The organism is Kitasatospora sp. NPDC058444, from assembly GCF_042721415.1.
GTDB lineage: Bacteria > Actinomycetota > Actinomycetes > Streptomycetales > Streptomycetaceae > Kitasatospora.
Genome location: NZ_JBHXLL010000005.1, coordinates 153,336 through 176,961, shown reverse-complemented (window position 1 = coordinate 176,961; position 23,626 = coordinate 153,336). Strand labels below are relative to the sequence as shown.

22 protein-coding genes are annotated in these 23,626 nt (G+C 74.9%); 12 read left to right on the top strand and 10 right to left on the bottom strand.

Annotation, left to right across the window (positions count from 1 at the left end):
• Positions 1-36 precede the first annotated feature (36 nt).
• Positions 37-591 carry a DinB family protein gene (locus ACFWP2_RS08305; RefSeq protein WP_380449464.1) on the bottom strand — a complete coding sequence of 185 codons (555 nt, stop codon included), beginning with the start codon at positions 589-591 and terminating at the stop codon, positions 37-39.
• 94 nt (positions 592-685) lie between these two features.
• On the opposite strand from ACFWP2_RS08305, the gene ACFWP2_RS08300 reads away from it, so the two are divergent.
• Positions 686-1,657 carry a helix-turn-helix transcriptional regulator gene (locus tag ACFWP2_RS08300; protein WP_380449463.1) on the top strand — a complete coding sequence of 324 codons (972 nt, stop codon included), beginning with the start codon at positions 686-688 and terminating at the stop codon, positions 1,655-1,657.
• Positions 1,658-1,722: 65 nt separating this feature from the next.
• On the opposite strand, the gene ACFWP2_RS08295 is transcribed toward ACFWP2_RS08300, so the two are convergent.
• Positions 1,723-3,069: a PLP-dependent aminotransferase family protein gene (locus ACFWP2_RS08295; protein ID WP_380449462.1), complete on the bottom strand. Its 1,347-nt coding sequence runs from the start codon at positions 3,067-3,069 to the stop codon at positions 1,723-1,725.
• 138 nt (positions 3,070-3,207) lie between these two features.
• Here ACFWP2_RS08295 and ACFWP2_RS08290 point away from each other — a divergent pair, with 138 nt between their 5' ends.
• The gene (locus tag ACFWP2_RS08290) at positions 3,208-3,969 is read left to right on the top strand and encodes a crotonase/enoyl-CoA hydratase family protein (protein WP_380449461.1); all 762 of its coding nucleotides are present in this window, start codon (positions 3,208-3,210) and stop codon (positions 3,967-3,969) included.
• 88 nt (positions 3,970-4,057) lie between these two features.
• On the top strand, positions 4,058-4,828 hold the full coding sequence (locus tag ACFWP2_RS08285; RefSeq protein ID WP_380449460.1) for a GNAT family N-acetyltransferase: 771 nt from the start codon (positions 4,058-4,060) through the stop codon (positions 4,826-4,828).
• A gap of 115 nt (positions 4,829-4,943) precedes the next feature.
• Here ACFWP2_RS08285 and ACFWP2_RS08280 read toward each other — a convergent pair whose 3' ends face one another.
• The gene (locus ACFWP2_RS08280) at positions 4,944-5,876 is read right to left on the bottom strand and encodes a LysR family transcriptional regulator (protein ID WP_380449459.1); all 933 of its coding nucleotides are present in this window, start codon (positions 5,874-5,876) and stop codon (positions 4,944-4,946) included.
• A gap of 260 nt (positions 5,877-6,136) precedes the next feature.
• Here ACFWP2_RS08280 and ACFWP2_RS08275 point away from each other — a divergent pair, with 260 nt between their 5' ends.
• Together ACFWP2_RS08275 and ACFWP2_RS08270 are read left to right on the top strand one after the other, a co-directional pair.
• Positions 6,137-6,715: an SRPBCC family protein gene (locus ACFWP2_RS08275; protein ID WP_380449458.1), complete on the top strand. Its 579-nt coding sequence runs from the start codon at positions 6,137-6,139 to the stop codon at positions 6,713-6,715.
• A 103-nt stretch (positions 6,716-6,818) separates the two neighbouring features.
• A complete protein-coding gene (locus ACFWP2_RS08270; protein WP_380449457.1) occupies positions 6,819-7,160 on the top strand; it encodes a hypothetical protein in 342 nt (113 codons plus the stop codon).
• A gap of 32 nt (positions 7,161-7,192) precedes the next feature.
• Here the strand turns inward: ACFWP2_RS08270 and ACFWP2_RS08265 are convergent, their stop codons facing one another.
• Positions 7,193-9,736 carry an FtsX-like permease family protein gene (locus tag ACFWP2_RS08265; RefSeq protein WP_380449456.1) on the bottom strand — a complete coding sequence of 848 codons (2,544 nt, stop codon included), beginning with the start codon at positions 9,734-9,736 and terminating at the stop codon, positions 7,193-7,195.
• Positions 9,730-10,476 (bottom strand): ABC transporter ATP-binding protein, encoded by a 747-nt coding sequence (locus ACFWP2_RS08260; protein WP_380449455.1) that lies wholly within the window; start codon positions 10,474-10,476, stop codon positions 9,730-9,732. Before ACFWP2_RS08260 ends, ACFWP2_RS08265 begins: the two co-directional genes overlap by 7 nt.
• Before the next feature lie 110 nt (positions 10,477-10,586).
• Here ACFWP2_RS08260 and ACFWP2_RS08255 point away from each other — a divergent pair, with 110 nt between their 5' ends.
• On the top strand, positions 10,587-11,858 hold the full coding sequence (locus ACFWP2_RS08255) for a sensor histidine kinase (protein ID WP_380449454.1): 1,272 nt from the start codon (positions 10,587-10,589) through the stop codon (positions 11,856-11,858).
• A complete protein-coding gene (locus ACFWP2_RS08250) occupies positions 11,840-12,493 on the top strand; it encodes a response regulator (protein WP_380449453.1) in 654 nt (217 codons plus the stop codon). Before ACFWP2_RS08255 ends, ACFWP2_RS08250 begins: the two co-directional genes overlap by 19 nt.
• 77 nt (positions 12,494-12,570) lie before the next feature.
• Here ACFWP2_RS08250 and ACFWP2_RS08245 read toward each other — a convergent pair whose 3' ends face one another.
• Together ACFWP2_RS08245 and ACFWP2_RS08240 are read right to left on the bottom strand one after the other, a co-directional pair.
• Complete coding sequence (locus tag ACFWP2_RS08245) at positions 12,571-13,218, bottom strand: ankyrin repeat domain-containing protein (RefSeq protein WP_380449452.1); 648 nt, start codon at positions 13,216-13,218, stop codon at positions 12,571-12,573.
• 192 nt (positions 13,219-13,410) lie between these two features.
• Positions 13,411-13,902: an HPP family protein gene (locus tag ACFWP2_RS08240; protein ID WP_380449451.1), complete on the bottom strand. Its 492-nt coding sequence runs from the start codon at positions 13,900-13,902 to the stop codon at positions 13,411-13,413.
• Between the two features lie 56 nt (positions 13,903-13,958).
• Between ACFWP2_RS08240 and ACFWP2_RS08235 the strand changes: the two genes are divergently transcribed.
• On the top strand, positions 13,959-15,263 hold the full coding sequence (locus ACFWP2_RS08235; protein ID WP_380449450.1) for an amidohydrolase: 1,305 nt from the start codon (positions 13,959-13,961) through the stop codon (positions 15,261-15,263).
• Between the two features lie 210 nt (positions 15,264-15,473).
• On the opposite strand, the gene ACFWP2_RS08230 is transcribed toward ACFWP2_RS08235, so the two are convergent.
• Positions 15,474-16,928 carry an erythromycin esterase family protein gene (locus tag ACFWP2_RS08230; protein WP_380449449.1) on the bottom strand — a complete coding sequence of 485 codons (1,455 nt, stop codon included), beginning with the start codon at positions 16,926-16,928 and terminating at the stop codon, positions 15,474-15,476.
• Positions 16,929-17,190: 262 nt separating this feature from the next.
• Entirely contained in the window at positions 17,191-17,490 is a 300-nt protein-coding gene (locus ACFWP2_RS08225; RefSeq protein WP_380449448.1) for a hypothetical protein, read from the bottom strand.
• Between the two features lie 310 nt (positions 17,491-17,800).
• On the opposite strand from ACFWP2_RS08225, the gene ACFWP2_RS08220 reads away from it, so the two are divergent.
• The 4 genes from ACFWP2_RS08220 to ACFWP2_RS08205 all read left to right on the top strand — a co-directional run bounded on the left by ACFWP2_RS08220 (position 17,801) and on the right by ACFWP2_RS08205 (position 22,906).
• On the top strand, positions 17,801-19,036 hold the full coding sequence (locus ACFWP2_RS08220) for a glycosyltransferase (protein WP_380449447.1): 1,236 nt from the start codon (positions 17,801-17,803) through the stop codon (positions 19,034-19,036).
• Positions 19,037-19,471: 435 nt separating this feature from the next.
• Entirely contained in the window at positions 19,472-20,035 is a 564-nt protein-coding gene (locus ACFWP2_RS08215; protein ID WP_380449602.1) for a DUF6461 domain-containing protein, read from the top strand.
• Between the two features lie 441 nt (positions 20,036-20,476).
• Complete coding sequence (locus ACFWP2_RS08210; RefSeq protein WP_380449446.1) at positions 20,477-22,066, top strand: alpha/beta hydrolase; 1,590 nt, start codon at positions 20,477-20,479, stop codon at positions 22,064-22,066.
• A 285-nt stretch (positions 22,067-22,351) separates the two neighbouring features.
• A complete protein-coding gene (locus ACFWP2_RS08205) occupies positions 22,352-22,906 on the top strand; it encodes a DsbA family protein (RefSeq protein ID WP_380449601.1) in 555 nt (184 codons plus the stop codon).
• 73 nt (positions 22,907-22,979) lie between these two features.
• On the opposite strand, the gene ACFWP2_RS08200 is transcribed toward ACFWP2_RS08205, so the two are convergent.
• On the bottom strand, positions 22,980-23,525 hold the full coding sequence (locus ACFWP2_RS08200) for a DUF1707 domain-containing protein (RefSeq protein ID WP_380449445.1): 546 nt from the start codon (positions 23,523-23,525) through the stop codon (positions 22,980-22,982).
• Positions 23,526-23,626: the final 101 nt, after the last annotated feature.

Genomic DNA, 23,626 nt, shown 5'->3' with positions numbered 1-23,626 from the left:
TGCTGTGCTGCTGTGCTGCTGTGGTGCGGGCCGGGCTCAGCCCATGCTCTTCGCACCGTCCAGGGACTCCCGGATGATGTCGGCGTGACCGGCGTGCTGGGCGGTCTCGTTGGCGACGTGCAGCAGCACCCGGCGGGCCGACCACTCGGCGTCCGCCTCGAACCAGGGGGCCTTCGGCAGCGGCTGGGTGGCGTCCAGGTCGGGGAGCTCGGCCACCAGCTCGTCGGTGCGGGCGGCCACCTCGGCGTAGGCCGCGAGGACACCGGCCAGCGTCTCGCCGGGCAGCATGCGGAACTCGTCCGCGCGGCGGGCGAGGTCCTCCTCGGTCCAGTTCATGAAGTCGGGCATCGCGGACGGGCCCCGCAGGATGAACGCCGCCCAGACCCGCTCGACGCTGGTCACGTGCTTGATCAGGCCGCCCAGGCAGAGCTCGCTCGCACAGGTCCGCAGGCCGGCCTGCTCGTCGGTGAGGTCGCGGGTGGTGAAGCGCAGGAAGTGCCGCTGCTTCTGCAGGGCCACCAGGAGGTCGGCGCGCTCGCCGGTCAGCGCGGGGGTGGTGGCGGCGGGGGTCGTGGTCGTGGTCATCGTCATGCCTTCCGTTCGATTCCTTGTTCCCTCGGACAAGAACAACGCTACGGACCATTGCGGCCACTTCCTGTCCTGAATCCCGGGCAGAATCGACGGCATGGCGAACACCAGCACCCGGACGCTGCGACTGCTCTCCCTGCTCCAGACCCACCGGTACTGGCCGGGCGAGGAACTGGCCGACCGGCTCGGCGTCTCCGTCCGCACCCTGCGCCGCGACGTCGACCGGCTGCGCGAACTCGGCTACCCCGTCGAGGCCCAGCGCGGCGTCGACGGCGGCTACCAGCTGGCGGCGGGCGCGGCACTGCCGCCGCTGGTGATCGACGACGAGGAGGCGGTGGCCCTCGCGGTCGGGTTGCAGGCGGCGGCCGAGAGCCCGGTGGAGGGGGTCGCCGAGGCCTCGGTACGGGTGCTGGCGAAGGTCGTCCAGGTGATGCCCGCCCGGCTGCGACGGCGGGTGGAGGCGCTGCGCGCGGTGACCGTCCCGGTGGACTGGGGGACGCGGGCGGGCGCGGGCGTCGACCCGGACGTCCTGACGGTCGTGGCGCTCGCCTGCCGGGACGACGAGCGGGTGCGGTTCTCCTACACGGCCGCCGACGGGCGCGGTACGGAACGGCACGTCGAACCGCACCGGCTGGTCTGCCTGAACCGCCGCTGGTACCTGGTCGCGTACGACCTCGACCGGGCCGACTGGCGCAGCTTCCGCCTCGACCGCCTCACCGCCCCGTCCGGCAGCGGCGCCCGCTTCGCCCCGCGCACCCTCCCGGCCGCCGACGCGGCGGAGTTCGTCCGCGCGGGCCTCCACGGCATGCCCCGGCCGCACCAGGTGGAGGCCCTGATCGAGGCGTCGGCGGACCACGTCCGGGCCAGGGTCGGCCGCTGGGGCACCGTGGAGCCCGTCACCCCGCACCGCTGCCGGCTGCGGATGACCGCCGACTCGCTCGACTGGCCGGCCATGGCCCTGGGCTCGCTCGGCGCCGAGTTCGAGGTGATCGCCCCGGACGCCCTGCGGAGCCTGCTCGCCGACTGGAGTGCCCGCTTCGCGCGCGGGGCGGGGGTGGGGGCGGAGTAGGGAGGAGCGGGAAGTCGGCCGGGCCGACTTCCGGTGCCGGCGGGGCGGTGGCTAGGGGGTGGTGGCTAGGGGGCGATGGCGTCGAGGGTGGTGCGGAGGTGGGTGAGGACGGCGGGGAGGGTGGGGAGCGGGGGCGTGGCGAGGGCCAGACGCAGGGCGTTGGGGTGGTGGGGGGTGGTGGCGAAGGCGTCGGCGGTGGAGATCAGGATGCCCTCGGCGGCCAGGGCGGCGGCCGCGTGGTCGGGGCGCTGATGGGGTTCGAGGCTGAGCCAGAGGATGTACGAGGTGGGGTGGGCGGTGGTGGTGAGGCCGGCCAGGGCGGTGCGGGCGACGGCCTGGCGGGCGGCGGCGTCCGTGCGGCGTTCCCGTTCCAGGCGGGCGACCGTACCGTCGGCGAGCCAGCCGGTGGCGAGGGCGGTGATCAGGCCGGGGGCACCCCAGGCCGTCGTGCGCAGACTGGTGGTGGCGGCCCGGAGCAGGTGGTCGGGCAGGACGGCGAACCCGAACCGCAGGCCCGGCGCCACGCTCTTGGAGAGGCCGGCCACGTAGCAGGTGCGCCCGGGGGCGAGGGCGTGCAGGGGCGGAGGCGGCGCGGCCTCCAGGAAGGCGTAGGTGCCGTCCTCGATCAGGGTGAAGCCGTGGTCGGCGGCGAGCCGGACGAGGCGCTCGCGCTGCGCCGGGCCGAGCACCCAGCCGAGCGGGTTGTGGACGGTCGGCTGGGTGTACACCGCCCGTACCGGCCGGGTGCGGCAGAGCCGGTCGAGCGCGTCGAGGTCCGGGCCCGCAGCGGTGACCGGGACGGGGGCCAGATCCAGCCCGTGGGCGGTGGCGAGCAGCTTGATGCCCGGGTAGCCGAGCGCGTCCACGGCGAGGACGTCCCCGGGACGGGTGAGCGTGCGCAGGACGCAGTCCAGGGCCTGCTGCGCCCCGCTGGTGAGCAGGACGTTCTCGGGGGCGGTGTCGATCCCGCGGTCCAGCAGGTGGGTGGCCACCGCGGCCCGGTCGTGCCGGTGGCCGCCCGGCGGGTGCTGGCGCAGCAGGGCCTCGGCGTCGCCGGAGGAGGCGAGCGCGCGCAGCGCCTGCCGCAGCTGGTCGCCCTGCCCGGGGGCGAGCGGCTGGTTGAAGGAGAGGTCGGCCACCCGGGGCACCGGGAGGGCGCGGGAGGGTTCGAGGCCGTCGTAGCCGGCGCGCAGCCGGACGAAGGTGCCGCGGCCCTGTTCGCCCACCACCAGCCCGGCGGCGGCCAGTTCGGCGTAGACCCGGGTGGCGGTGGCGAGGGCGATCCGCCGTTCGCGGGCGAGGGTGCGGTGGGTCGGCAGCCGGGTGCCGGCCGGGAGCGCGCCGGAGCGGATGGCGGTCGCGTACTCGTCGACGATGGCCTTGTAGGAGGGCGGCCGCACGGGTCGGGTCACCTGCCGTTCCCGGGAGTGGAGGTGCGGGCGTGCACGGGCGTGTGCCCGAGTGTATCCAGGACAATAAGTGGATTGTCCTGGGCAGGTGTTCCTAACCTCGTCACATCCAGCAGCGAGCCAGGAACGGAGCACGCGCCCATGACCATCCGCAGCGAGCGGGACCGGCACGTCGTCACCCTCACCATCGACCGGGAGAAGAAGCTCAACGCCCTCGACTACCCGACGATCGACGCGCTGCTCGCCGAACTCGACCGGATCGACGCCGACGACACCGTCCGCGCCGTGATCCTCACCGGCGCCGGCGGCCGGGCGTTCAGCGCGGGTGCCGACATCCCGTCCCTGGCGGCCAGCATCGCGGGCGGTCCCGAGCGGGCGCTGCGCGAGTTCGTCCGGCGCGGACACACCCTCACCCGGCGGATCGAGGAGTTCCCCAAGCCGGTCATCGTGGCCGTCAACGGCCTTGCCTACGGCGGTGGTTGCGAGATCACCGAGGCGGCCCCGCTGGCCGTGGCGGCCGAGCACGCGACCTTCGCCAAGCCGGAGATCTCGCTCGGCTTCCCGCCGCCCTTCGGCGGTTCGCAGCGGCTGCCGCGGCACGTCGGCCGCAAGCGCGGCCTGGAGATGATCCTCACCGGTGACCCGATCCCGGCCGCCCGCGCCGCCGAGATCGGCCTGGTCAACTCGGTCGTCCCGGCGGACGAACTGCTGGACGCGGCACGGCACCTGGCCGAGCGGATCGTCCGGCACGCGCCGACGGCCGTGGCCGCCTGCCTGCGGGCCGTGACCCGCGGCATCAACCTGCCGATCGACGAGGGGCTCGCGGTGGAGGCGGCGGCCTTCGCGGCGACCGTGCCGACCGACGGCGTGCGGGACGGCATCCGGCGCTTCCTGGAGCGTTGAGGCCTCCTGTGCGGCCTCCTGTGCGGCCTCCTGAGGCGGTGCCGGAAAACCGTTGTCCGCGGGCGGGTCGCGGGCTGATCATGGCCGGATGTCGGATCTGCTTGCCCGCGTGACCGCCTTCCGCGCCGCCTTCGCCCGCCGCCAGGCGCGGGAGCTCGTCGAACGTCCGGAGTTTCCGGGGGTGTTCGCCGTCCGGAACGCCGAGTTCGGCCGCTCCGAGGAGCACAACCAGCTGATCGTCGAGGGCCCGGGTACCGACCCGGCGACGCTGCCCGGGCTGGCCGCCCGGTGGCTGGGACGACGCCCTCGGTACCGCATCACCGTGCTGGACCCGGAGTTCGGCGGGCGGGCCGCCCCGGTGCTGGCGGCGGCGGGGTGGGAGCGGCAGGGCGAGGTGATCCTGACCCGGTCGACGGAAGGCTGCCCGCGTCCCGAACCGGCCGCGCTCCCCGTGGAGTTGGTCGGGATGCGGGAGGCGGTGCTGCGCCAGCAGCGGGAGTGGACCGAGGACGAGGAGGTCGGCCGGCAGCTCACCGACCGCCGCACCGCCCGGCTGCGCGGCGCCGGGAGGGTGCACTTCCTGGCCGTGCGGACACCGGCCGGCGAGGTCGCCGCCTGGAGCGACCTCTACCTCGAACCGGACGTCGGGCTGGCCCAGTTGGAGGACCTGGTGACCGGGTCGCGGCACCGCGGCGCGGGGCACGGCGACACCCTGCTGGCGACCGGCCTGGCGCTGGCGGCCGAGGCCGGCATCCCCCGGCTGTTCCTGCTCGCGGACGCGGCGGACTGGCCGCGCGCGTGGTACGGCCGCCGGGGCTTCACAGAGATCGGGTGCGGCCACTCCTTCTACGGCTGCTGAATTCTCGTGGCCGCCGGGCGGCCCGGACTGCCACGGCAGTTGCGCCGCGAGGTGGCGCTCGCGGTGCAGGGCGGGGACCGGGCGGCCCGGCAGGATGAGGGGCGGCCTTGGCCGGTCACATCCCGGCAGTCCCCTCCTCCGGGCCGGCGGCCGGCAGGGGTTCGCGGCCGCAGTGGGCGGCGACGGTGTCGGCGAAGGCGCGGGCGAGCGGGCCGAGGTTGTCCCAGTCCCGGACGGCCCAGCCGGCGGTGAGGGCGGGCAGGTCGGGCAGCGGGAGCAGCCGCAGGCCGGGGTGGCCGGGGCCCTGCCACTGCGGGAGGGCGGGGACGACGGCGTGGCCGAGGCCGAGCCCGGCGAGCAGGATCGCGGTGTCCCAGTCCGCGACGCTGGTGTCGAAGACCGGCCGGACGCCCGACTTCCCCAGCCAGGCCTCGACCTGGGAGCGGGAGACGGAGTTCTGCGGCAGCCCGATCAGCCGGGCGTCCTGGAGGTCGGCGGGCCCGATCCGGGCCCGGGCGGCGAGCGGGTCGCCTGCCGCGACCGCGAGCACCCAGGGCAGGTCGACCACCGGCCGCTGGTCGATGCCCCGGGCCGGGACGCCGAGGGTGATCCAGGCGAGGTCGGCCCGGCCGGCGTTGAGCGACTCCAGGCAGCTGCGGCTGGAGACCTCGGTCTGGAACTCCAGGCTGACCCGGGGGAAGCGCCGCCGGAAGTCCACCACGGCCGCGGACATGAAGTGCCGGATGCTGGTGGCCCCGGTGGTGATCCGTACGGATCCGCCCTCGCCGCGCGCGAGTTCGGCGATCCGGTGCAGCGCGTGGTCGATGCCGCCGAGCCCGGTGGCGACCGCCGTGCGCAGCAGGTTCCCCGCCTTGGTGGGGACGACCCCGCGCGGATGGCGCTCAATCAGGGCGACGCCGACCTCCCGTTCGAGCCGTTTCACGTGCTGGCTGACGGCGGACTGGGTGCAGCCGAGGTCGCGGGCTACGGCACTGAGCGAGCCCGCCCGGCAGACGGCGGCGAAGACGCGGAGGTCGTCGATGGTCACGGGGACCCAAGGTATCGCTTGGGGATTCCCCAGCAAATCGGCGGATTGACTTGGGTGTTCCGCCGGATCGATCATCGACCCAGGGCCCAGGGCGGCAACCCGCCCGCTGTCCTCCCCGGCGTTCCGGACGCCGTGGCGGGGCACGGGCGGGTGTCGACCCGCATCCGAGCAGGACGACAGGACGATGAGCACGCCGGTGCGCACCTTGGTGCGCACCTCGCCGTGCGAGAGCGATGACATGTGACGGAGGGGGAGCGGACATGCGGTACGCCGATGGTCCGGGTACGCAGTGCGAGGTGCTCGTCGGGGCACCGGTGGACCGGGTGTGGGAGCTGGTGACGGACATCGGCCTGCCGGCCCGGCTCAGCCCGGAGCTGCGGCGGGTCTCCTGGCTGGGCGGCGCGGACGCCCCCGCGGTGGGTGCCCGCTTCGAGGGGCACAACAGCCGGGCGGACATGCCCGACTGGCGGACGGTCTCCGAGGTGACGGAGCTGACCGGGCCGGATGACGGGCCGGCCGACGGGACGGGGCCGGAGGGGCCGGACGGCCGGCGCGTCTTCGCCTGGGGAGTGATGGACGCGGACGGCCGCTACGGCGAGCCGGTGTCCGACCTCGGCGGGGCACTGGCCCGGTGGCGCTTCGAGCTGACCCCCGAGGACGGCGGCACCCGGCTGCTGCAGTCGGTGGTGATCGGCCCGGGCCGCAGCGGCGCCAGCCTGGTCATCGACGCCAGGCCGGAACTGGAGGAGCGGATCGTCGACTTCCGGCTGAACGAGCTCCGCACCGGCATGACGGCCACCCTCGAAGGCATCAAGTCGCTGGCCGAGCAGGAGCACTGACCCCGTCCGGCCGCCCGGTCCGACGCCCTCGGACGGGGGCCGGGCGACCGGGACCACGGGCACGTCCACCGGGCCGTGCCGTCCGCGCGGAAGGAACGGTGACGTGGCACGCGTGAACTGGGCGGGCTCCGAGGTCATCTGGGTGGGAAAGCTCGGCCGGCTGCTCGCCGTGGTGCGCGAGGTGGACGGTGAGCGGATCCTGCACATCGACGACTGGTCCACGGTGGTCGACGGCCGGACCGAGGTCCGCCACACCGGTCTGGTGCGCTGCCGCCTCACCGTCAGCCGACCGGGAGAGCCACCGGTCGAGTTCCGCTACCGGCTGTCCTGGCTGGTCCCGGTGATGATCCTCCTCGATCCCACCTATGACCGGTGGGACGCCGAGGAGGACGATCCGGGCCTGCTGCTGGTCGAACTGCTGGGCGGAACGGACGACTGGGAGTAGCCGATCCGCGCGGGCCGACCGTCAGCCGACCGTCAGCCGGCCGCCCGGGCACCGGGGCGGCGCAGCGCCGCCCGGGCCGGCAGCACACCGGCGGGCAGCGCCAGGGTCAGGCAGACGCCTATGGTCAGCGCCATCGTCGACCAGGGAAGGGCGAGGTCGACCCGGGTGCCGAGCTGGGCGGAGAGGCCGGAGCGGACGCCCGCCAGGGTGACCACCGCGATCAGCAGGCCGAGCGCGGCACCGATCCCGACCGCCAGGGCCGACTCGGCGGCCACGATCCGCAGCACCTGACGGCGGGTCGCACCGGACAGCCGCAGCACCGTGAAGTCCCCGGCCCGCTGGGCGGTGGCCATCAGCAGGGTGTTGGCGACGGCCAGGCAGCTGTAGCCGAGCGACGTGCCGATCAGGACGACCAGGAAGATCCGGACCAGGGCGTCGTCCTCGGAGGAGGTGCGGGAGGCGTACTCGGCGCTGCTCAATGCCTGGGCGCCGAGCGGGGCGAGGACGGCCGGGGAGGTGGTGCCGGCGGTATAGACGACCGAGGTGAGCGCCGAAGGGTCGTGTGCCCGGACGGTGCGGGTGGTCAGCAGCACGCTCGCGGTGGCGGAGCCGTCGGTGATCTCGGCGACGACCGTGACGTCCACGGTGCGGCCGTCCTCGAAGGTGACCTGGACGCGGCGGCCGGTGGTCCAGCCCAGCCAGGCGGCCGTGCCGGCCTTGACCACCATGGTGTTCTCGCCGGTCAGGCCGTCCAGGGAGCCGGAGGTGACGGTCATCCGGGTGCGGGCCCCGCGGAACGCGGCCTCGCTCATCCCCACCGCGCCGACGTGGTCGGTGCCGCCGGCGTAGAGGCGGGTGGGCAGCAGCGAGGCGCCGCCCGGGACGGCGGCCACGGCGGCGTCGGAGAGTCCGGGCGTGCCCTGCGGGGTGACCACCGAGGTGGCCTGCTGCCGGACGGTCTCCTCCAGGGCGTAGCCGCCGGCCCGGAGCTGGAACAGTCCGGCGACCAGCACCGCGAAGCCCACCGTGACCAGCACCGGAGCGGCGGTCGAAGCCGTGCGCCGGACGGCGGTCACCGCACTTTCCCGGGCGACCGTGGCGGTGGCGCCGGGCAGCCCGGCCAGCGGGTGGCAGACCGCGCGGACGATCGGCGGGATGACGGCGGGCGCGAACAGGGTGAGGCCGACGATCAGCGCCATGGCCGCGTACAGGGCGTCATTGATCATGCTGTCGGACTCGCTGCCGGCCGCGACCACCACCAGCCCGAGTCCGAGCGCGGTGCACGCAGCGCCGGCGATCCACCGGCCGCGGGTCATCGGCCGGTGTTCGACGGCGGCCTCGCGCAGCGCCTCCAGCGGCGCCGTCCGGGCCGCCCGGCGGGAGGCCGACCAGACCCCGAGCATCGCGACCACCAGGCCCAGCGCGAAGGAGCCGAGCAGCGGCAGCGCCCGGAACCGTACGGTGAAGCCCGTCGGCTCCAGGCCGCCCTCCACCATCAGCGCACCCAGCGCGGGCGCCAGCAGGGCGCCGAGCAGCACGCCCGCCCCGCCGGCCAGCACGCCCACCCCGAGCGCCTCGGCGTACACCGTCCGCGCGATCTGGCGCGGGGTGGCGCCGATGGTGCGCAGCAGGCCGAACTCGCGCCGCCGCTGGACGATCGCGAAGGCGAAGGTCGAGGCGACCACGAAGACGGAGACGAAGGCGGTCAGCGCGGCCATCGCGGTCAGGATCTGCAGGCCGATCCAGCGGGTCTTCTCGGCGCTCCGGTCCTCCAGCGCGGTGAGCGCGGCGCCGTGCAACACCGTCCCGTCGCCGCCCACGGCGGAGGCCGCGGCCGCGGCGACGGCCGGGACGTCGGCGCCCGGCACGGTGACCAGGCCGATCACCCGGACCCCGGGGGCGAGGGCCTCGGCGGCGCGGTCGGACAGGTAGAGGGACGGCGGGTCGACGGGCCCGGAGGCGGCTTCGGACCCGGCCTCGGACGCGGCCTTGGACGCGGCCTTGGAAACGGTGCCGGAGTCGGCCCCGGAGACGACCGGGTGTCCGGCCCCGGAGACGATGCCGGACACGGTGTAGCGGGCCGGCCCGGCGGCGGTGAGCAGGGTGACCGGCGAGCCGGGCGCCAGGCCCAGCGAGGCGTCCAGCACCACCTGGTGCTCGTCGGCCGGAGGGCCGCCCGCGACCAGCCGCTCGGGCCCGAACGCGGTGCCGGACCAGTTGCGGCCGCGCGGCTCCGGGCCCGGGTCGCCGACCGGCGTGCCGTCGATCACCGCCTGGGCGTAGAAGGCGCGGTCCGGCACGGCCCGCGCCACGCCCGGAACGGCGGCCAGGGCCCGCAGCAACGCGTCCGTGCGCTCCGGGGACCAGGGCCGGCCCGGGGTGAAGGTGCCGTCGGACTGGTCGACGGCGGGGCTCTGCACCACGACCCGGGCGCCCGCGTAGCGCCGGGGCACCTCCGGTTGGGCCGAGGTGAGCACCAGGGCGGTCATGGCGAGGACCGTCACGCCAAGGCCGAGCGCGACGAAGGTGCCGAGGAAGGACGTCCAGCGGGCGCGGACGGTGGCGAGGCTCAGCATGCCGGTGCCTCCAGGGCGGCCATCCGGCCGGCGATGACCGCGGGCTCGCTGCGGCCGTGCAGCTCCTCCACGATCCGTCCGTCGGCGAGCAGCAGCACGCGGTCGGCGTAGCCGGCGGCGGTCGGATCGTGGGTCACCATGATCACGGTCTGCCGGTGGCGGTCGACGATGCCGCGCAGCAGGGCGAGCACCTCGTGCGAGGTACGGGTGTCCAGGGCCCCGGTCGGCTCGTCGGCGAACAGTACGGCGGGCCGGGTGATCAGCGCCCGGGCGATCGCGACGCGCTGCTGCTCGCCGCCGGACAGCTCGCTCGGCCGGTGCCCGCCGCGGTGGCCGAGCCCGACCTCGCTGAGCGCCGCGGTGAGTTCGGCCCGGTCCGGACGGCGCCCGGCCAGCCGTAGCGGCAGGGCCACGTTCTGTTCGGCGGTCAGCGCGGAGACCAGGTTGAAGGACTGGAACACGAAGCCGAGCCGCTCGCGGCGCAGCAGGGTCAGCCGGGTCTCGTCCAGGGCGCCGAGTTCGGTGCCGTCGATCACCACGGTGCCACCGGAGACCCGGTCCAGGCCGGCCGCGCAGTGCAGCAGCGTCGACTTGCCGGAGCCGGAGGGGCCCATCACCGCGGTGAAGCTGCCGCGCGGGAAGGCGACGGTCACGTCGTCCAGTGCGGTGACGGCGCGGGCGCCGGTGCCGTAGCGCTTGGTCACGGCCCGCAGGAGGACCGGGTCGGTCGAGTTCGTCATGCTCCCAGACAACCCGTCAACGGTGGGGGAGCGCAGGGGTGTTGGGGCGAGATCGGAAGTAGTGCCAGCACCCCTGCGGCGGGCGGTGGGCGGCGGCTAGGGTCGGCAGCGTGATCGCTGTCCGCAACACCCTGGAGGCGCTGGCCCAGCGGCCGGCGGCCTTCCTCGGCTCCGTCTGGCCGTGGCGCGCGCTGGGCTTCCTGCTCTCGGGAGCGGTGGTGGGGGCGACGGCCGTCGGGCTGGCGGCGCTGACGGTGCTGCTGTGGGGAGGGCTGGGGCCCGGGGCGGTGGCGGTCGTGCCGCCGCCGCTGGCCCTGGCGGGGTGGGCCGTGGCCGGGTACGAGCGGTGGCGGCTGCGGCTGGTGCTGCCGGGGCGGAAGACGGAGGGGCCGGCGGTCGCGGGGCGGGCGGTCGCGGGGCGGGCGGAGCAGGGGCGGACGGCGGGGGGCCGGCGCGGTCGCGCCCGTGAGCTGCTGCTGCGCCGGCGGCCGGCGGCCCGGCGCGACCTCGGCTACGGGCTGATCTCCCTGCTGCTGCTCTGGTGGATCGACCTCGGACTGGTCACGGTGGGCCTCGGCACCCCGCTGTTCCTGCTGGCCGCGCCGTTCCAGCCCACCGCGAACCCCGCCGCCTCCTGGCTCGGACCGCTCGCCGGACTGGTGCTGCTCCCGGTGGCGGCCTACCCGCTCGCGGCCTGGGCGGGCGTACGGGCGGTGACCGCCCGGGCCCTGCTGGAGCCCGCCGAGGACGAGCTGACCCGGGTGGTGGCCTCCCGGGCCCGGCTGGTGGACGCGTACGAGGTGGAACGGCGCCGGATCGAGCGCGACCTGCACGACGGTGCCCAGCAGCGGCTGGTCTCGCTCTCCGTCAAGCTCGGCCTGGCCGGCCTGGACCTGCCCGAGGGCTCGGCCGGCGCCCGGCAGGTCCGGGAGGCCCGGGAGGAGGTGCGGGTGGCGCTGCGGGAACTGCGCGAGCTGATCCACGGCATCCACCCGCAGGTCCTCACCGACCGGGGCCTGGAACCCGCGGTGCGGGACCTCGCGGGCCGCTCGGCGGTGCCGGTGGACGTCGACATCGCGCTGCCCGGGCGGCCGCCCGCCCCGGTCGAGGCCGCCGCCTACTTCGTGGTCTGCGAGGCGCTGGCCAACGTGGTCCGGCACAGCGGCGCCCGGCGAGCCTCGGTGCACGGCCGGGCGGCGGCGGACGGACTGGTGCTGGAGATCCGGGACGACGGGGGCGGCGGCGCCGACCCGGCCGCCGGGACCGGCCTGCTGGGCATCGGCGACCGGCTCGCCGTCATCGACGGCACCCTGTCCCTGCGTTCCCCGGCCGGTGGGCCGACCGTCCTGCGAGTGGAGATCCCGTGCCGGAACTTCGGCTAGTCGTCGCGGAGGACTCGGTGCTCCTGCGGGAGGGCCTGGTCTCCCTGCTGGAGCGGTTCGGGCACACCGTGGCGGCCGCCGTGGGCGACGCTCCGGCGCTGATCGCGGCGGTCCGGGAGCACCGGCCGGACGCGGTGGTCGTCGACGTCCGGATGCCCCCGGACAACACCGACGACGGACTGCGCGCGGCCCGGCGACTGCGCGAGGACGATCCGCGGCTGCCCGTGCTGGTGCTCAGCCAGTACGTCTCGCAGGGGTACACCGCGGAGCTGATCTCCGCCGGCGACCGGGGCGCGGGCACCGGCTACCTGCTCAAGGACCGGATCGGCGAGGTGCGCGAGTTCGTGTCCGCCCTCACCGACGTGGCCGGGGGCGGGACGGTGGTGGACCCGGAGGTGGTCCGCCAGCTGCTGACCCGCCGGCACGACCCGCTGCGGCGCCTGAGCCCCAAGGAGCGCGAGGTGCTGGCGCTGATCGCGGAGGGCCGTTCCAACGCGGCCATCGCCCGTCGGCTGGTGGTCACCGAGGCCACGGTGTCCAAGCGGATCGCGAGCATCTTCACCAAGCTCGACCTGCCGCAGGCGCCGGACGACCACCGCCGGGTGCTGGCGGTGCTGAGGTACCTGGGGTCCTGAGGTGCCTGGGGTTCTGGGGCGCCTGAGTTCTGAGGGCGGCGGCCCGGCGGCCCGGCGGCCCGTCGGCCGGTCGGGCGTCAGCCGGTGCTGCCCGTACCGTCGCTGGCGGCCCCGGCCTCCGCCGTGCGCAGCGCCTCGGCGATGCCGCGGAAGCCGCGGCGCTCGGCGTGGGCGCGGGCGGTGACGCCGTCGGCGTCGGGGAGGTGGGGGTCGGCGCCGTGGGCGAGCAGGAGGTCGACGATCTCCCGGTGGGCCGGGCCGCCGTCGCCGAGGAGGACGGCTTCGAGCAGGGCCGTCCAGCCGAGGTCGTTGACGTGGTCGACGTCGATGGCGGTCTCGGTGAGGACCGCGCGGACGTAGGCGACGTGCCCGCGTTCGGCGGCGGGGATGACCGACACCCCGCCGTAGCGGTTGCGGCGGGTGAGGTCCGGACCGCCGGGGAGCAGGGCGCGCAGCATCGGGACGCTGCCCGTGATGCCGGTGACCAGCCAGGGGCTGTTCAGCTGGGCGTCCTGCGCGTTGACGTCCGCACCGGCCTCGACCAGCAGCCGGGCGACGGCGACCCGGTCGGCGAAGGCGGCCCGCAGCAGCGGGGTGCGGCCCTGGGCGTCGCGGGCCCCGGCCTCCGCGCCCGCGGCCAGGGCCGCGCGGACGGCGTCGAGGTCGCCGCGGTCGGCGGCGTCCAGCAGGGCCTGGTCGGCGGGGGAGAGCGGTCGGGCGGCCATGGCGGGGGCTCCTCGGCGGGGTGGGCGGACGGCGCGACGGTCCCAGCCTGCCGTCCCGGACGTACGGCGGCGTCGGCGGGGCGGCCGTCCCTGTCGGGCGGAACGGATGACGGCCGGGTCGTCCGATCGGATGACCCGGCCGTCGGTGTTCGGCGGGAGAGTGGAGAGCCGGTCGTCAGTGCGGTGCGGCCGTCACCAGGACACCGGGTAGCGGACCGGGTGCCCGCCGATCCGGCCGGGCAGCAGGCCGATGGCGACCAGCAGCACGGTGGCCAGCACGAGCAGCGGGAGGAACGGCACGGGATGCGGTGCCTGGAGGACCACGATCACGGCGGTGGCCGCGGCCGGGGAGTGCGAGAGGTGGGTGAGCATCATCGCGCCCAGTGAGAGCCCGGCGGCGACGGCCGCGCCCCAGGTGGTGCTGCCGGTGACGGCCAGGGTGGCGAAGCCGATCAGGGCCGACATCAGCTGACCGCCGACCAGGTTGCGCGGCTGCGAGATCGGCAGCCCGGGCGCGCCGTGCACCAGTGCGGCACTGGCGGCCAGCGGCGGGATCAGCAGCGGCTGGTCGAGCAGTACGCCCACCCCGACCAGCAGGAGCAGGGCGCCGATGGCGAAGACGGTGGCCCGCAGGACGTGCAGCGGGTGCGGTCGGGGCGTGGCGGCGGGCGGTGGCGTGGGCATGCGTGGGCGACTCCGGACGGGGAACGGGGACCCGGAGATGATAAACAGACTGTTGAATGAAACGTAGGACGTTTTGCCTGGTGGGCAAAATCCGTCCACGGCAGCCGGACCACCTCGGGAACCAGAGCGAAAGCGAGCAGCCCGTGACCACGCCTTCCGTCACCGTCTTCCGGAACGTCCGCCCGTACGGTGCCGACCGGGCCGCCGACCTGATCGCCGTGGACGGCCTGCTGGCCGAGCGGGTGCCGGACGGGGTGGTGCCGGAGCTGGTCGAGGGCGGCGGCCGGATCGCGCTGCCGACCCTGGTGGACGCGCACATCCACCCCGACAAAACCGCGTGGGGCGAGCCCTGGTACAGCCGGCGCCCGGCCGGCTCGCTGTCCGAGTACGTCCAGGGCGACGTCGACCTCCACCGGCACCAGCGCACCCCGATCGCCGACCGCGCCCACCGGCTGCTGACCCACGCCGTCACCCGCGGCACCCGCGCCGTGCGGGCCCACGTGGACGTGGCGCCCGCCTACGGCCTGGACGGGGTGACCGGGCTCGCCGAGGTGCGCGAGCGCCTGGCCGGCGCGCTGGACGTCCAGGTGGTGGCCTTCCCGCAGCACGGCGTCCGCCGGATGCCCGGCGCGGGTGCGCTGCTCGCGGAGGCGGCGGCGAGCGGACTCGTCGACGCCATCGGCGGCATCGACCCGGCGGGCTTCGACGGCGCCCCGGCCGACGGCACCGACGGCGAGGGGCCCGCCCAGCTGGAGCTGCTGTTCGGCCTGGCCGACCAGCACGGACTGCGCCTCGACATCCACCTGCACGACCGGGGCGAGCACGGCCTCGGACCGATCCGCGACATCGCCGCGCGGACCAGGGCGGCCGGACTGGCCGGGCGGGTGGTCGTCAGCCACGCCTTCTGCGTCCCCGAGCTGGTCGGCGCCCCGCTCGCCGACCTCGCCGACGAGCTGGCCGAATCCGGTGTCGGCCTCACCACCGTGGCGCCCTCGGCCCACCAGGTGCTGCCGTTCCGCGAGCTGCGGGCGCACGGGGTGCGGGTCGGGCTCGGCTCGGACGGGGTGCGCGACTCGTGGAGCCCGTTCGGCAACGCCGACATGCTGCACCGCACCCACCTGCTCGGCTGGACCACCGACGCCCGCACCGACGAGCAGCTGGCCGACTGCTTCGCCGTGGCGGCCGACGGCGGCGCCGAACTCCTGGACCTGCCGGCCGCCACCCTGGAGGCCGGCTCGCCCGCCGACTTCATGCTGGTCACGGGCGAGTGCCTGCCGCAGGTGGTCGTCGACCTGCCGACGCGCGAACTGGTGGTCCGCGCGGGCCGGGTGGTGGCACAGGACGGGCGGTTCACGGGCTGAGCGGCGCCGAGCGGCGCTGAGGGGCGGCGAGGGGCGGCGAGCGGCGGTGCGAGCCGGTGTGCGGCGGTCGATCCGTGGGCCCGCCGAGGACTGATCAGGCCGCGCCCACCAGCGTCGCCGGGGGCCGGGGGCGGAGGGCGGAGGATGGGCCCGGCTCCCACCCGTGCGCCCGGCCCACGGGTCCTGCCGGACGACGACCGGGCCCGACGCCTAGAGGAGGCGGGCCGCGCCGGTCTCGTGGAGGTGGACCAGCGCGTCGTAGGCCGGACCGATCGCCAGACGCGGCAGCGGGTCGCCGCGGAACTCCGTCCCGGCGTCGTAGGTCGGTCGGGCGGTGTCCAGCCAGGCGCGGGTGGCCGGCGGGGCGGAGCGCAGGTCGAGGTAGTAGTCGCGGGGACGGACCCGGTCGAGGACGTACTCGTTCATGCCGGCGGTGGCCGGGGGAACGGTGACCACCTTCCAGTCGGGCGCGAACGGGGAGTCCTTGGTGAGGAACGAGCCGCGGCCGAAGGTGAAACCGATGGCGACGTAGTCCGCGCCGAGGGCGTCGCGCAGATGCTCGCCCTGGGTCCTCGGGTAGAGCTCGGGATCGCTGCTCCGGTACCCGACATGGCCGTTGTGCGCGGACAGCAGCACCTTCCCGCCGGTGCGACGCTGCCACCAGAGGGTGTTGTCGGTCATCGCCCGGTCACGGAGGCTCTGCATCGCGGTCATGTCGGCGGCGTCCTCCAGGTCCACGGCGCAGAAGGCGAAGGTCCTGGCGATGCTCCGGGCGTTCTGCACGGCCCAGGCGTACGCCTCGTCGCTCTCGCCCCCGCTCTCGCCCCCACCCCGGGCGGCGGTGACCAGCTCCAGCGTGCGCTGCGCCACGGCGGCGTTCTGTCGCCGTTCGGTGAGCGGACGCGTGGTGAGGTAGCCGATGGCGTCGTCGAACGGTCGCAGGCCGGCGTACAGCTGCTCCAGTCGCGGCAGCGACCCGGGGGCGGCCTCGCGCACGTAGGCGGTCACCCGGTCGAAGAGATGGTCGCCGATGGCGGGGAACTCCAGGTCGTCGCCGAGGAAGTGCACCGGGCGCAGCGGGTGTTCACGGTTGTGGTCGCGCATCCAGTCGATCAGGTCGGCGAACTCCTGGCGCTCCCAGGGCGACCTGCCCATCGTCTCCTTCACCAGCTGCCGGGCGTCACCGCCGGTGCGGCCCTGGACGTAGTCGTCGATCCGCAGGCCGCCGGACCAACTCGTCTCCAGGGCGAAGGTGGTGAATCCCTTCTCCTCGACCAGGTGACGCAGCACCCGTTGCTTCATGGTGAAGAACTCGTGCGCGCCGTGCGTGGCCTCGCCGAGCCCCACCACCGTGGCGTCGCCGATCATCGCGTCCAGCGGCCGCAGGTCGCTGGTCCGGCCGGTGGGTTCCGTGGACCGCAGGGGATGGGAGAGGGCGTTCAGTTCGCGGACCACTGTGGAGACCTGACGGTCCGCGCGATTCGCGCTCCCGGGCTGATCGGCGCTGCCCGGCTGGTCCGCGCGGGCCGCGGGGGCGAGCAGGGTGGCGGTCACGGCGGCCGCCGTGGCGGTCAGCAGGGCGCGTCGGTCGATGCGCTTGCCGCGCTCCTCGCTGCGTACGGGCATGTCGGGCTGCTCCTCGGGTTCCTCGGACCGTCGATCCATCGATCCGTCCATTCGACGATCCGATGATTCGACGAGTCGGAGAGTCGGGTCGATGGGTGCGACGGGTGCGATGGGTTCGCCGACGAATGTCGGCCAACGAATCGTCGATCACCGAGGGTTGGAGAAGCGCTGGGGAATGCCACCGGATCCGGCAGGGGGACAACCCCCGGGTGGTCCCGCGAACCGGCCGGGCGGGTCGGAGCGCGGGACCACCGTACGGAGAACGAAAGCGGAGGACAACGGAATACGGGGGTCGTGCGGTTCAGGACGAATGGACGAACTGCTGGTAGCAGGCGACGTCGTACTGGGACGGTGCGCCGGCGTTGCTGTACGCCTGGCCGCCCTTGCCGCCGTTCGGCTGGCTGCCGAAGCCCGGCTCGTCGAAGGGGGAGCCGGGGGAGGAACTGGTGTGGCCCGGGGCCTGTCCGCCGGCCGCCAGGAAGTCCTGGCAGGTCTGGTTCGGCGGCCCCGGCTGGTTCGGGGTGGGGTTCGCGAACGCGGCGGACGCGCCACCCAGGCACAGGAGTCCGGCGAGCAGCCCGGTGGCTGCGGTGCGGAGCATCGTGCCTCCTCGGTCGGGCACGTGCGCGGGACCGGTCGGCCCCGCACCCCCCGATCAGGGGTACGCGGCGGGGCTGCCGGGCGTTCAGGCCGTTCCTTCGGTCCGTCCGGTCCGTCCGGTCCGTGCGGTTCGGCCGGATTGGCCGGTTCGGGGGAGCGGGTGGGACCGGGCGGCCAACGGAAACGGCAAGGAGAGCCGATCTCCCTGCCACTATCAAGCTATAGCGTCACCCGGGGCTTGCGGCAAGGCCCCCGTGATGCCGCAGAATCCCGACCGTAAGGCCATGACCTGCGGAAACGGGAGTCGTGAAATGCGCGTGTTGATGACGACGTGGGGATCGCGCGGGGATGTCGAACCGCTGGCGGGGCTGGCGGCGGCGTTGCGCGGGCTCGGTGCGGAGGTGCGGGTGTGCGCGCCGCCGGACGAGGAGTTCGCGGCCCTGCTGGCGCGGGTCGGGGTGCCGTTGGTGCCGCTCGGCCCGTCGGTGCGTTCGGTGGTCGCCGGTCCGAAGCCGCCGACCGCGGAGGACGCGTTCCGGCTGGCCCGCGAGCTGGTCGCCGCGAGGTTCGAGACGCTGAGCGCGGCGGCCGAGGGCTGTGACGTGGTGCTGGCGACCGGCCTGATGCCGGCCGGGGCGCGGGACGTCGCGGAGAAGCTCGGCCTGCCCTATGTGCTGGCCTGCTTCCACATCTTCGGCCTGCCCTCGCGGCACTTCCGGCCCGGGCGGCGTCCGGGCACGCCGTCGCCGGAGGACGAGACCGACTACCGGAAGCTCTGGGAGCAGGACGCCCAGCGGGTCAACGCCCTGTACGGGGAGGCGCTCGACAGCCACCGGGCGGCCATCGGTCTGCCGCCGGTGGAGAACGTCCGCGACCACGTCTTCACCGAGCGGCCGTGGCTGGCGGCGGACCCGATGCTCTGCCCGTCGGAGGGCATGACGGAACTCGACGTGGTGCCGACCGGGGCGTGGATCCTGCCCGACGACCGCCCGCTTCCGGCCGACCTGGAGGCGTTCCTGGCGGCCGGTGAACCGCCCGTGTACGTCGGCTTCGGCAGCATGGCCTCGTACGCCCCGGAGGGGATCGCGCGGGTGGCCGTCGAAGCCGGCCGCGCGCACGGCCGCCGGGTGCTGCTCGCCCGCGGCTGGGCCGGGCTCGCCCCGGTCGACGACCGCGAGGACTGTCATGTCGTCGGCGAGGTGAACCAGCAGGCCCTGTTCCGCAGGGTGGCCGCCGTCGTCCACCACGGCGGCGCCGGCACCACGACGACCGCGGCCGCGGCGGGCGTGCCCCAGGTGGTCCTCCCACTGATCGCCGACCAGCCGTACTGGGCCGCCCGGGTCACCGAGTTGGGCATCGGCGCGGCCCACCTCGACCGTACGCCGACCGTCGAATCGCTCTCCGCCGCGCTCGGCACGGCCCTGGCACCCGAGACCCGGGCTCGGGCGGGGGTCGTGGCCGGCGGCATCCGCACCGACGGGGCGACGGTGGCCGCGAAGCTGCTGTTCGAGGCGGTGGGTCAGAAGGTGCCGGACGTGTCCGGGTGAGTTCCCAGGGAGCCGGGGCCGCACAGATTGCGGGTGAACGGCGGCGCGGGCCGGGTGAGTTCATCCGCCGGTTCGGTCTCCTTCCGGTCGATCAGGGGTGGTTGTCGGCCCGCGCACGGCCGGTTCCGGCATCGATCCGGCGACCGGCGGCCGGGTGTCGGCAGGGTCGGTTAGGGTGCCCACGGGCGCGCCCGGGTCACCGCAGGCCATGCGCGAGGGGAGGGCGGCATGACCGACGGCACGCACGGGGGAACAGGGCAGGACGGCGACGGCATTCAGTGGCTCGCAGAGCTCGGTCGGCCGGCCGCGGACCGCTCGTCAACGGGCCGATCGTCAACGAGCGGACGGTCAACGAGTGGACGGTCAACGAGCGGACGGTCAACGGGCGGTCCCGACCCGGACGGTGAGGTCGGCGGGGTCGTCTTCGCCCGGGGGATCACGCCCGAGGAGCTCGCCCGCCGGATGGGCGCCGACCCGGCCGCCGCGACCGAGCCGATCAGCGACGCCGAGATCCGGGGCCTGGACATCGAGGTCTACCGCCCCGGTGACGACGGCGACGGCGTGGTCCGGGTCGGCACGTGTGTCGGCTGGTCGTTCGCGATCGAGTACGGCGACTCGACCGGCGGCGAACTGCTCACCGAGATAGCGCGCGACGGCGTCGAGGTGGTGCACTTCCGCCCGATGCCGGAGCAGCGGCCGGCCCTGCTCGACTACGCCCGCGACGGCGCCGTGCTGTGCGGCTTCGGCCTCGGCGAGGAGCGCTGGCGCTGGGGCCAGGAGCCGGACCTGCTGGTGCCGGACCTGATCGCCGCCAGAGTCCTGGAGGCCGACGGCGTGACCTCCTGCGACCCCGGGCGGGAGCCCGACGGGGCCGCCCGCCGCCGAACCCTTGGCGCCGTCGAACGGCGCTTCGGGCTGAGCCTGCCCCGGGCCGCCCTCGGCGGGCTGCGCCTGCCGGCGTACGCGGTGCGGGGAACCCCGGGCATGGCGTTGCGCTGAGACGGTGCGCCGGCGACGCAGGGCGAACGACAGGAAGGCGAACGACAGGCGCGGGAACGCCAGAAGCGGGAACGTCAGGCGCGGGAACGAGAACACGGCAGTCATGGGAGGGCTCCTTTCCGGGCCCCACCGGCGGGACCTCGCTGGCCGCAATCCTTGCGCGCTGCCCGCCCGTCGCACATGTGCCGATCGGGAGGTTCCCGAGACACCACCCCTGGCTTGACCCTGCCGATCGGCAGGGTCAAGCCAGGGCAAGGGTCCGGTGACGGTCGGGCCGCGCGAACCGGTCCTTCACCCGGTCGGCCGGTGGCAGCCGGTTCGGCGCACGCCCCCTTCCAGGGGGCTCCACGGGGCATCGGCGGTGTCCGGCCCCTAGGGTCTGTGGTGCGTCGACGAACCGAGCGCCGGGTGCCCGGCAAACCCGAGAGGTGGACCCACCCCATGCACACCGTCGCCCGCCGCGCCGGAGCGTTCGGCCTGGCCACCCTGCTGCTCACCGGCGCCACCGGCTGCCAGGGCGACGGCTCCTCCGTCGCCGAGCCCGCGCCCACCTCCGCGGCCGCCGACACGGGGACGGGGACCGACGCCGCCACCGGACCGGCCGCCCGACAGCTGGACTGGCACGCCTGCGCCGCCCCCACCAACGCCCAGGGCACCGGCACCGCGCCCGCCGCCGACGAGTGGCAGTGCGCCACCCTCAAGGCCCCGCTGGACCACGGCAAGCCGGACGGTGCGACGATCGACCTCGCGCTGATCCGCAGCCCCGCCAAGGACGAACAGCACCGGATCGGCTCACTGCTGTTCAACTTCGGCGGCCCCGGCGCCTCCGGCGTGGCCACCCTGCCCGCCCTCGCCGCAAGCTACAGCTCCCTCAACTCCCGCTACGACCTGGTGAGTTTCGACCCGCGCGGGGTCGGCGCCAGCGCCGGGGTGACGTGCCTGGACGACCGCGCGACGGACGCCGCCACCGCCGCCGACAGCACCCCCGAGACCCCCGACGCGGTGAAGGCCCTGGACGACGGCAACGCCCGCTTCGTCACCGCCTGCGAGCACAACTCCGGCGCGGTGCTGCCGTTCGTCGACACCGAGAGCGCCGCGCGCGACCTGGACCTGATGCGGCAGGCGCTGGGCGACGAGAAGCTCTCCTACTTCGGCATCAGCTACGGCACCCAGCTCGGCGGCGTCTACGCGCACCTGTTCCCGCAGCAGGTCGGTCGGGTGGTGCTGGACTCGGTGGTCGACCCGACCAAGGACCCGCAGCAGTCCGCGCTCGGCCAGGCCCAGGGCTTCCAGCTCGCTCTCGGCGACTTCATGAAGGCCTGCGCCGCCCAGGCCGGGACCGCCTGCCCGACCGGCGAGGGCGGCGACGACGGCACCGCGAAGGTCGCCGCGCTGGTGCAGAAGCTGGCGCAGTCGCCGCTGCCCACCAAGCAGGGGCGGCAGCTCACCGAGAGCCTGGCCGTCACCGGCATCGCGGGCGCCCTCTACAGCCAGGAGACCTGGCCCGCGCTGGCCACCGGGCTCACCGAGGCGATGGAGCTGGGGACGGGTGACACGCTGCTCCAGCTCGCCGACGCGCTGAACGGGCGCGACGCGCAGGGGCACTACAGCAACCTGAACGCCGCGAACCGGGCGATCAGCTGCGTGGACGCCCGGCAGCGCTACTCCGACCAGGACGTGCAGCAGCAGCTGCCGCAGTTCCGTGCCGCCTCCCCGGTGTTCGGTTCCTTCACCGCCTGGGGGCTGACCGGCTGCACCGGCTGGCCCGTCCCCGGCAAGGCCGCCCACCCGGAGGTCTCCGCGCCGGGCGCCGCCCCGATCCTGGTGGTCGGCACCACCGGCGACCCGGCCACCCCGGTGGAGGGCGCCCGCACGATGGCGCAGCAGCTCGGCGCGGGCGTCGGCGTCACCGTCACGCTGCAGGGCGAGGGGCACGGCGGCTACAACACCGGCAACCCGTGCCTGAAGCAGACCGTGGACGCCTACCTCCTGGACGGCACGGTGCCGGCGGACGGGACCACCTGCGGCTGAGCGGCTGAGCGGCTGAGTGGCTGAGCGGCTGAGCGGCCGAGCGGTCGAGTGGCGTGAAAGTGGCCCGCTGGGGTGGCTGTCGATTGGCTCTGGAGAGCGGGCCACTCGGACACTAGTCTCTCCGGTGTGACGAACGATCTGACGAACGATGTGACGACCAGCGAGCCCCACCGGCACCTCGAGCAGCAGCTCGACAACGACCCCCGGACCGGCGACGGCCACCGGGCCGACAGCGACACCGTCAAGGTCGACTTCTACTTCGACCCCGTCTGCCCCTTCGCCTGGATAACCTCCCGGTGGATCCTGGAGGTCGATCGGCAGCGCGAACTCGACCTGAACTTCCGGGTGATGAGCCTGTCCGTCCTCAACGAGGGCCGCACCGACCTGCCCGAGCGCTACCAGCGCCTGATGACCACCGGCTGGGGCCCGGTGCGGGTCTGCATCGCCGCCGCCGAACAGCACGGCCCGCAGGTGCTGCGCGAGTTGTACACCGAGCTCGGCACCCGGCTGCACGACCAGGACCGGGAGGCCGACGACGCCGTCATCCGGGAGGCGCTCGTGGCGGCCGGCCTGCCGGAGGAGCTGGCCGAGGCGGCGAACAGCTCCGCGTACGACGAGGCCCTGCGCAAGAGCCACCACGAGGGCATGGACCCGGTCGGCGAGGAGGTCGGCACGCCGACCATCCATGTGGACGGCGTCGCCTTCTTCGGCCCCGTGCTGAGCGCCATCCCGCGCGGTGAGGACGCCGTACGGGTCTTCGACGGCGTGCGGCTGCTGGCCGGGTACCCGAAGTTCTTCGAGCTCAAGCGGACCCGGACGGGCGGGCTCGACTTCTCCTGAACCGGCCGGCCCGCCCAGGCCCGCCCCGGCCCCTCCGTCCCCTCCGTCCCGGCCCGCCCGTCCCGACCGACCGTCAGCCCCGGCGGCGCTGCTTGATCCTGATCGGCCCCGAGCGGGGGTGGCCGATCACGGTCAGCGTCGGGGCGCCGGGCTCCGCCTGCGCGGCGGCCTTGTTGACGATGTTTCCGGTGTTGGTGCTCGAGGGGTCGATCCGTACGCCCCAGCCGCGCGGGACGATCAGCCGGATGTGGCCCAGGCCGGTCGACGCCGTCACGGTGATCTCCTCGTGGGGGCACACGGCCTCGCTGAAGTCGACCGTGAGCAGCGAGAGCTTGGTCTCCGCGACGATCCGGCGGGGCACGGACCACCGGCCGCCCTGCACCATGTTGTTCATCCGGGGCCGGAGCACGAGGACCTCCTCCGCCGCGGACTCCTCCCGGGTCTTCGCCCGGCCGCCGAGGTCCGCCACCAGGGCGTCGAGTTCGCGGTAGGTCCGCGCGGCATAGGCCTGCTCGAGCCGCTCCTCCAACTCCCCGAGGTCGATGCGGCCGTCGCCGGCGGCTACCCGCAGCTGCTCGGCCACCGCCTCCCGGTCGCTGTCCCCGGCCCGGGCTTCCACAGCGGCCTCGGGCGTCCTACGTGTGGCTGGCAGTTCCTCGTTGACCATGTGGCTACTCTAGGTCACGAAGCGCTCCGGTTGGCAGCTTGATCGCCAACTCC

What these genes read in the sequence shown, in the direction of transcription:
- ACFWP2_RS08305 (WP_380449464.1), bottom strand. Translation starts at nt 591, where the DNA reads ATGACGATGACCACGACCACGACCCCCGCCGCCACCACCCCCGCGCTG.
- ACFWP2_RS08300 (WP_380449463.1), top strand. Translation starts at nt 686, where the DNA reads ATGGCGAACACCAGCACCCGGACGCTGCGACTGCTCTCCCTGCTCCAG.
- ACFWP2_RS08290 (WP_380449461.1), top strand. Translation starts at nt 3,208, where the DNA reads ATGACCATCCGCAGCGAGCGGGACCGGCACGTCGTCACCCTCACCATC.
- ACFWP2_RS08285 (WP_380449460.1), top strand. Translation starts at nt 4,058, where the DNA reads ATGTCGGATCTGCTTGCCCGCGTGACCGCCTTCCGCGCCGCCTTCGCC.
- ACFWP2_RS08275 (WP_380449458.1), top strand. Translation starts at nt 6,137, where the DNA reads ATGCGGTACGCCGATGGTCCGGGTACGCAGTGCGAGGTGCTCGTCGGG.
- ACFWP2_RS08265 (WP_380449456.1), bottom strand. Translation starts at nt 9,736, where the DNA reads ATGCTGAGCCTCGCCACCGTCCGCGCCCGCTGGACGTCCTTCCTCGGC.
- ACFWP2_RS08260 (WP_380449455.1), bottom strand. Translation starts at nt 10,476, where the DNA reads ATGACGAACTCGACCGACCCGGTCCTCCTGCGGGCCGTGACCAAGCGC.
- ACFWP2_RS08245 (WP_380449452.1), bottom strand. Translation starts at nt 13,218, where the DNA reads ATGGCCGCCCGACCGCTCTCCCCCGCCGACCAGGCCCTGCTGGACGCC.
- ACFWP2_RS08240 (WP_380449451.1), bottom strand. Translation starts at nt 13,902, where the DNA reads ATGCCCACGCCACCGCCCGCCGCCACGCCCCGACCGCACCCGCTGCAC.
- ACFWP2_RS08235 (WP_380449450.1), top strand. Translation starts at nt 13,959, where the DNA reads ATGAAACGTAGGACGTTTTGCCTGGTGGGCAAAATCCGTCCACGGCAG.
- ACFWP2_RS08230 (WP_380449449.1), bottom strand. Translation starts at nt 16,928, where the DNA reads ATGGATCGACGGTCCGAGGAACCCGAGGAGCAGCCCGACATGCCCGTA.
- ACFWP2_RS08225 (WP_380449448.1), bottom strand. Translation starts at nt 17,490, where the DNA reads ATGCTCCGCACCGCAGCCACCGGGCTGCTCGCCGGACTCCTGTGCCTG.
- ACFWP2_RS08220 (WP_380449447.1), top strand. Translation starts at nt 17,801, where the DNA reads ATGCGCGTGTTGATGACGACGTGGGGATCGCGCGGGGATGTCGAACCG.
- ACFWP2_RS08210 (WP_380449446.1), top strand. Translation starts at nt 20,477, where the DNA reads ATGCACACCGTCGCCCGCCGCGCCGGAGCGTTCGGCCTGGCCACCCTG.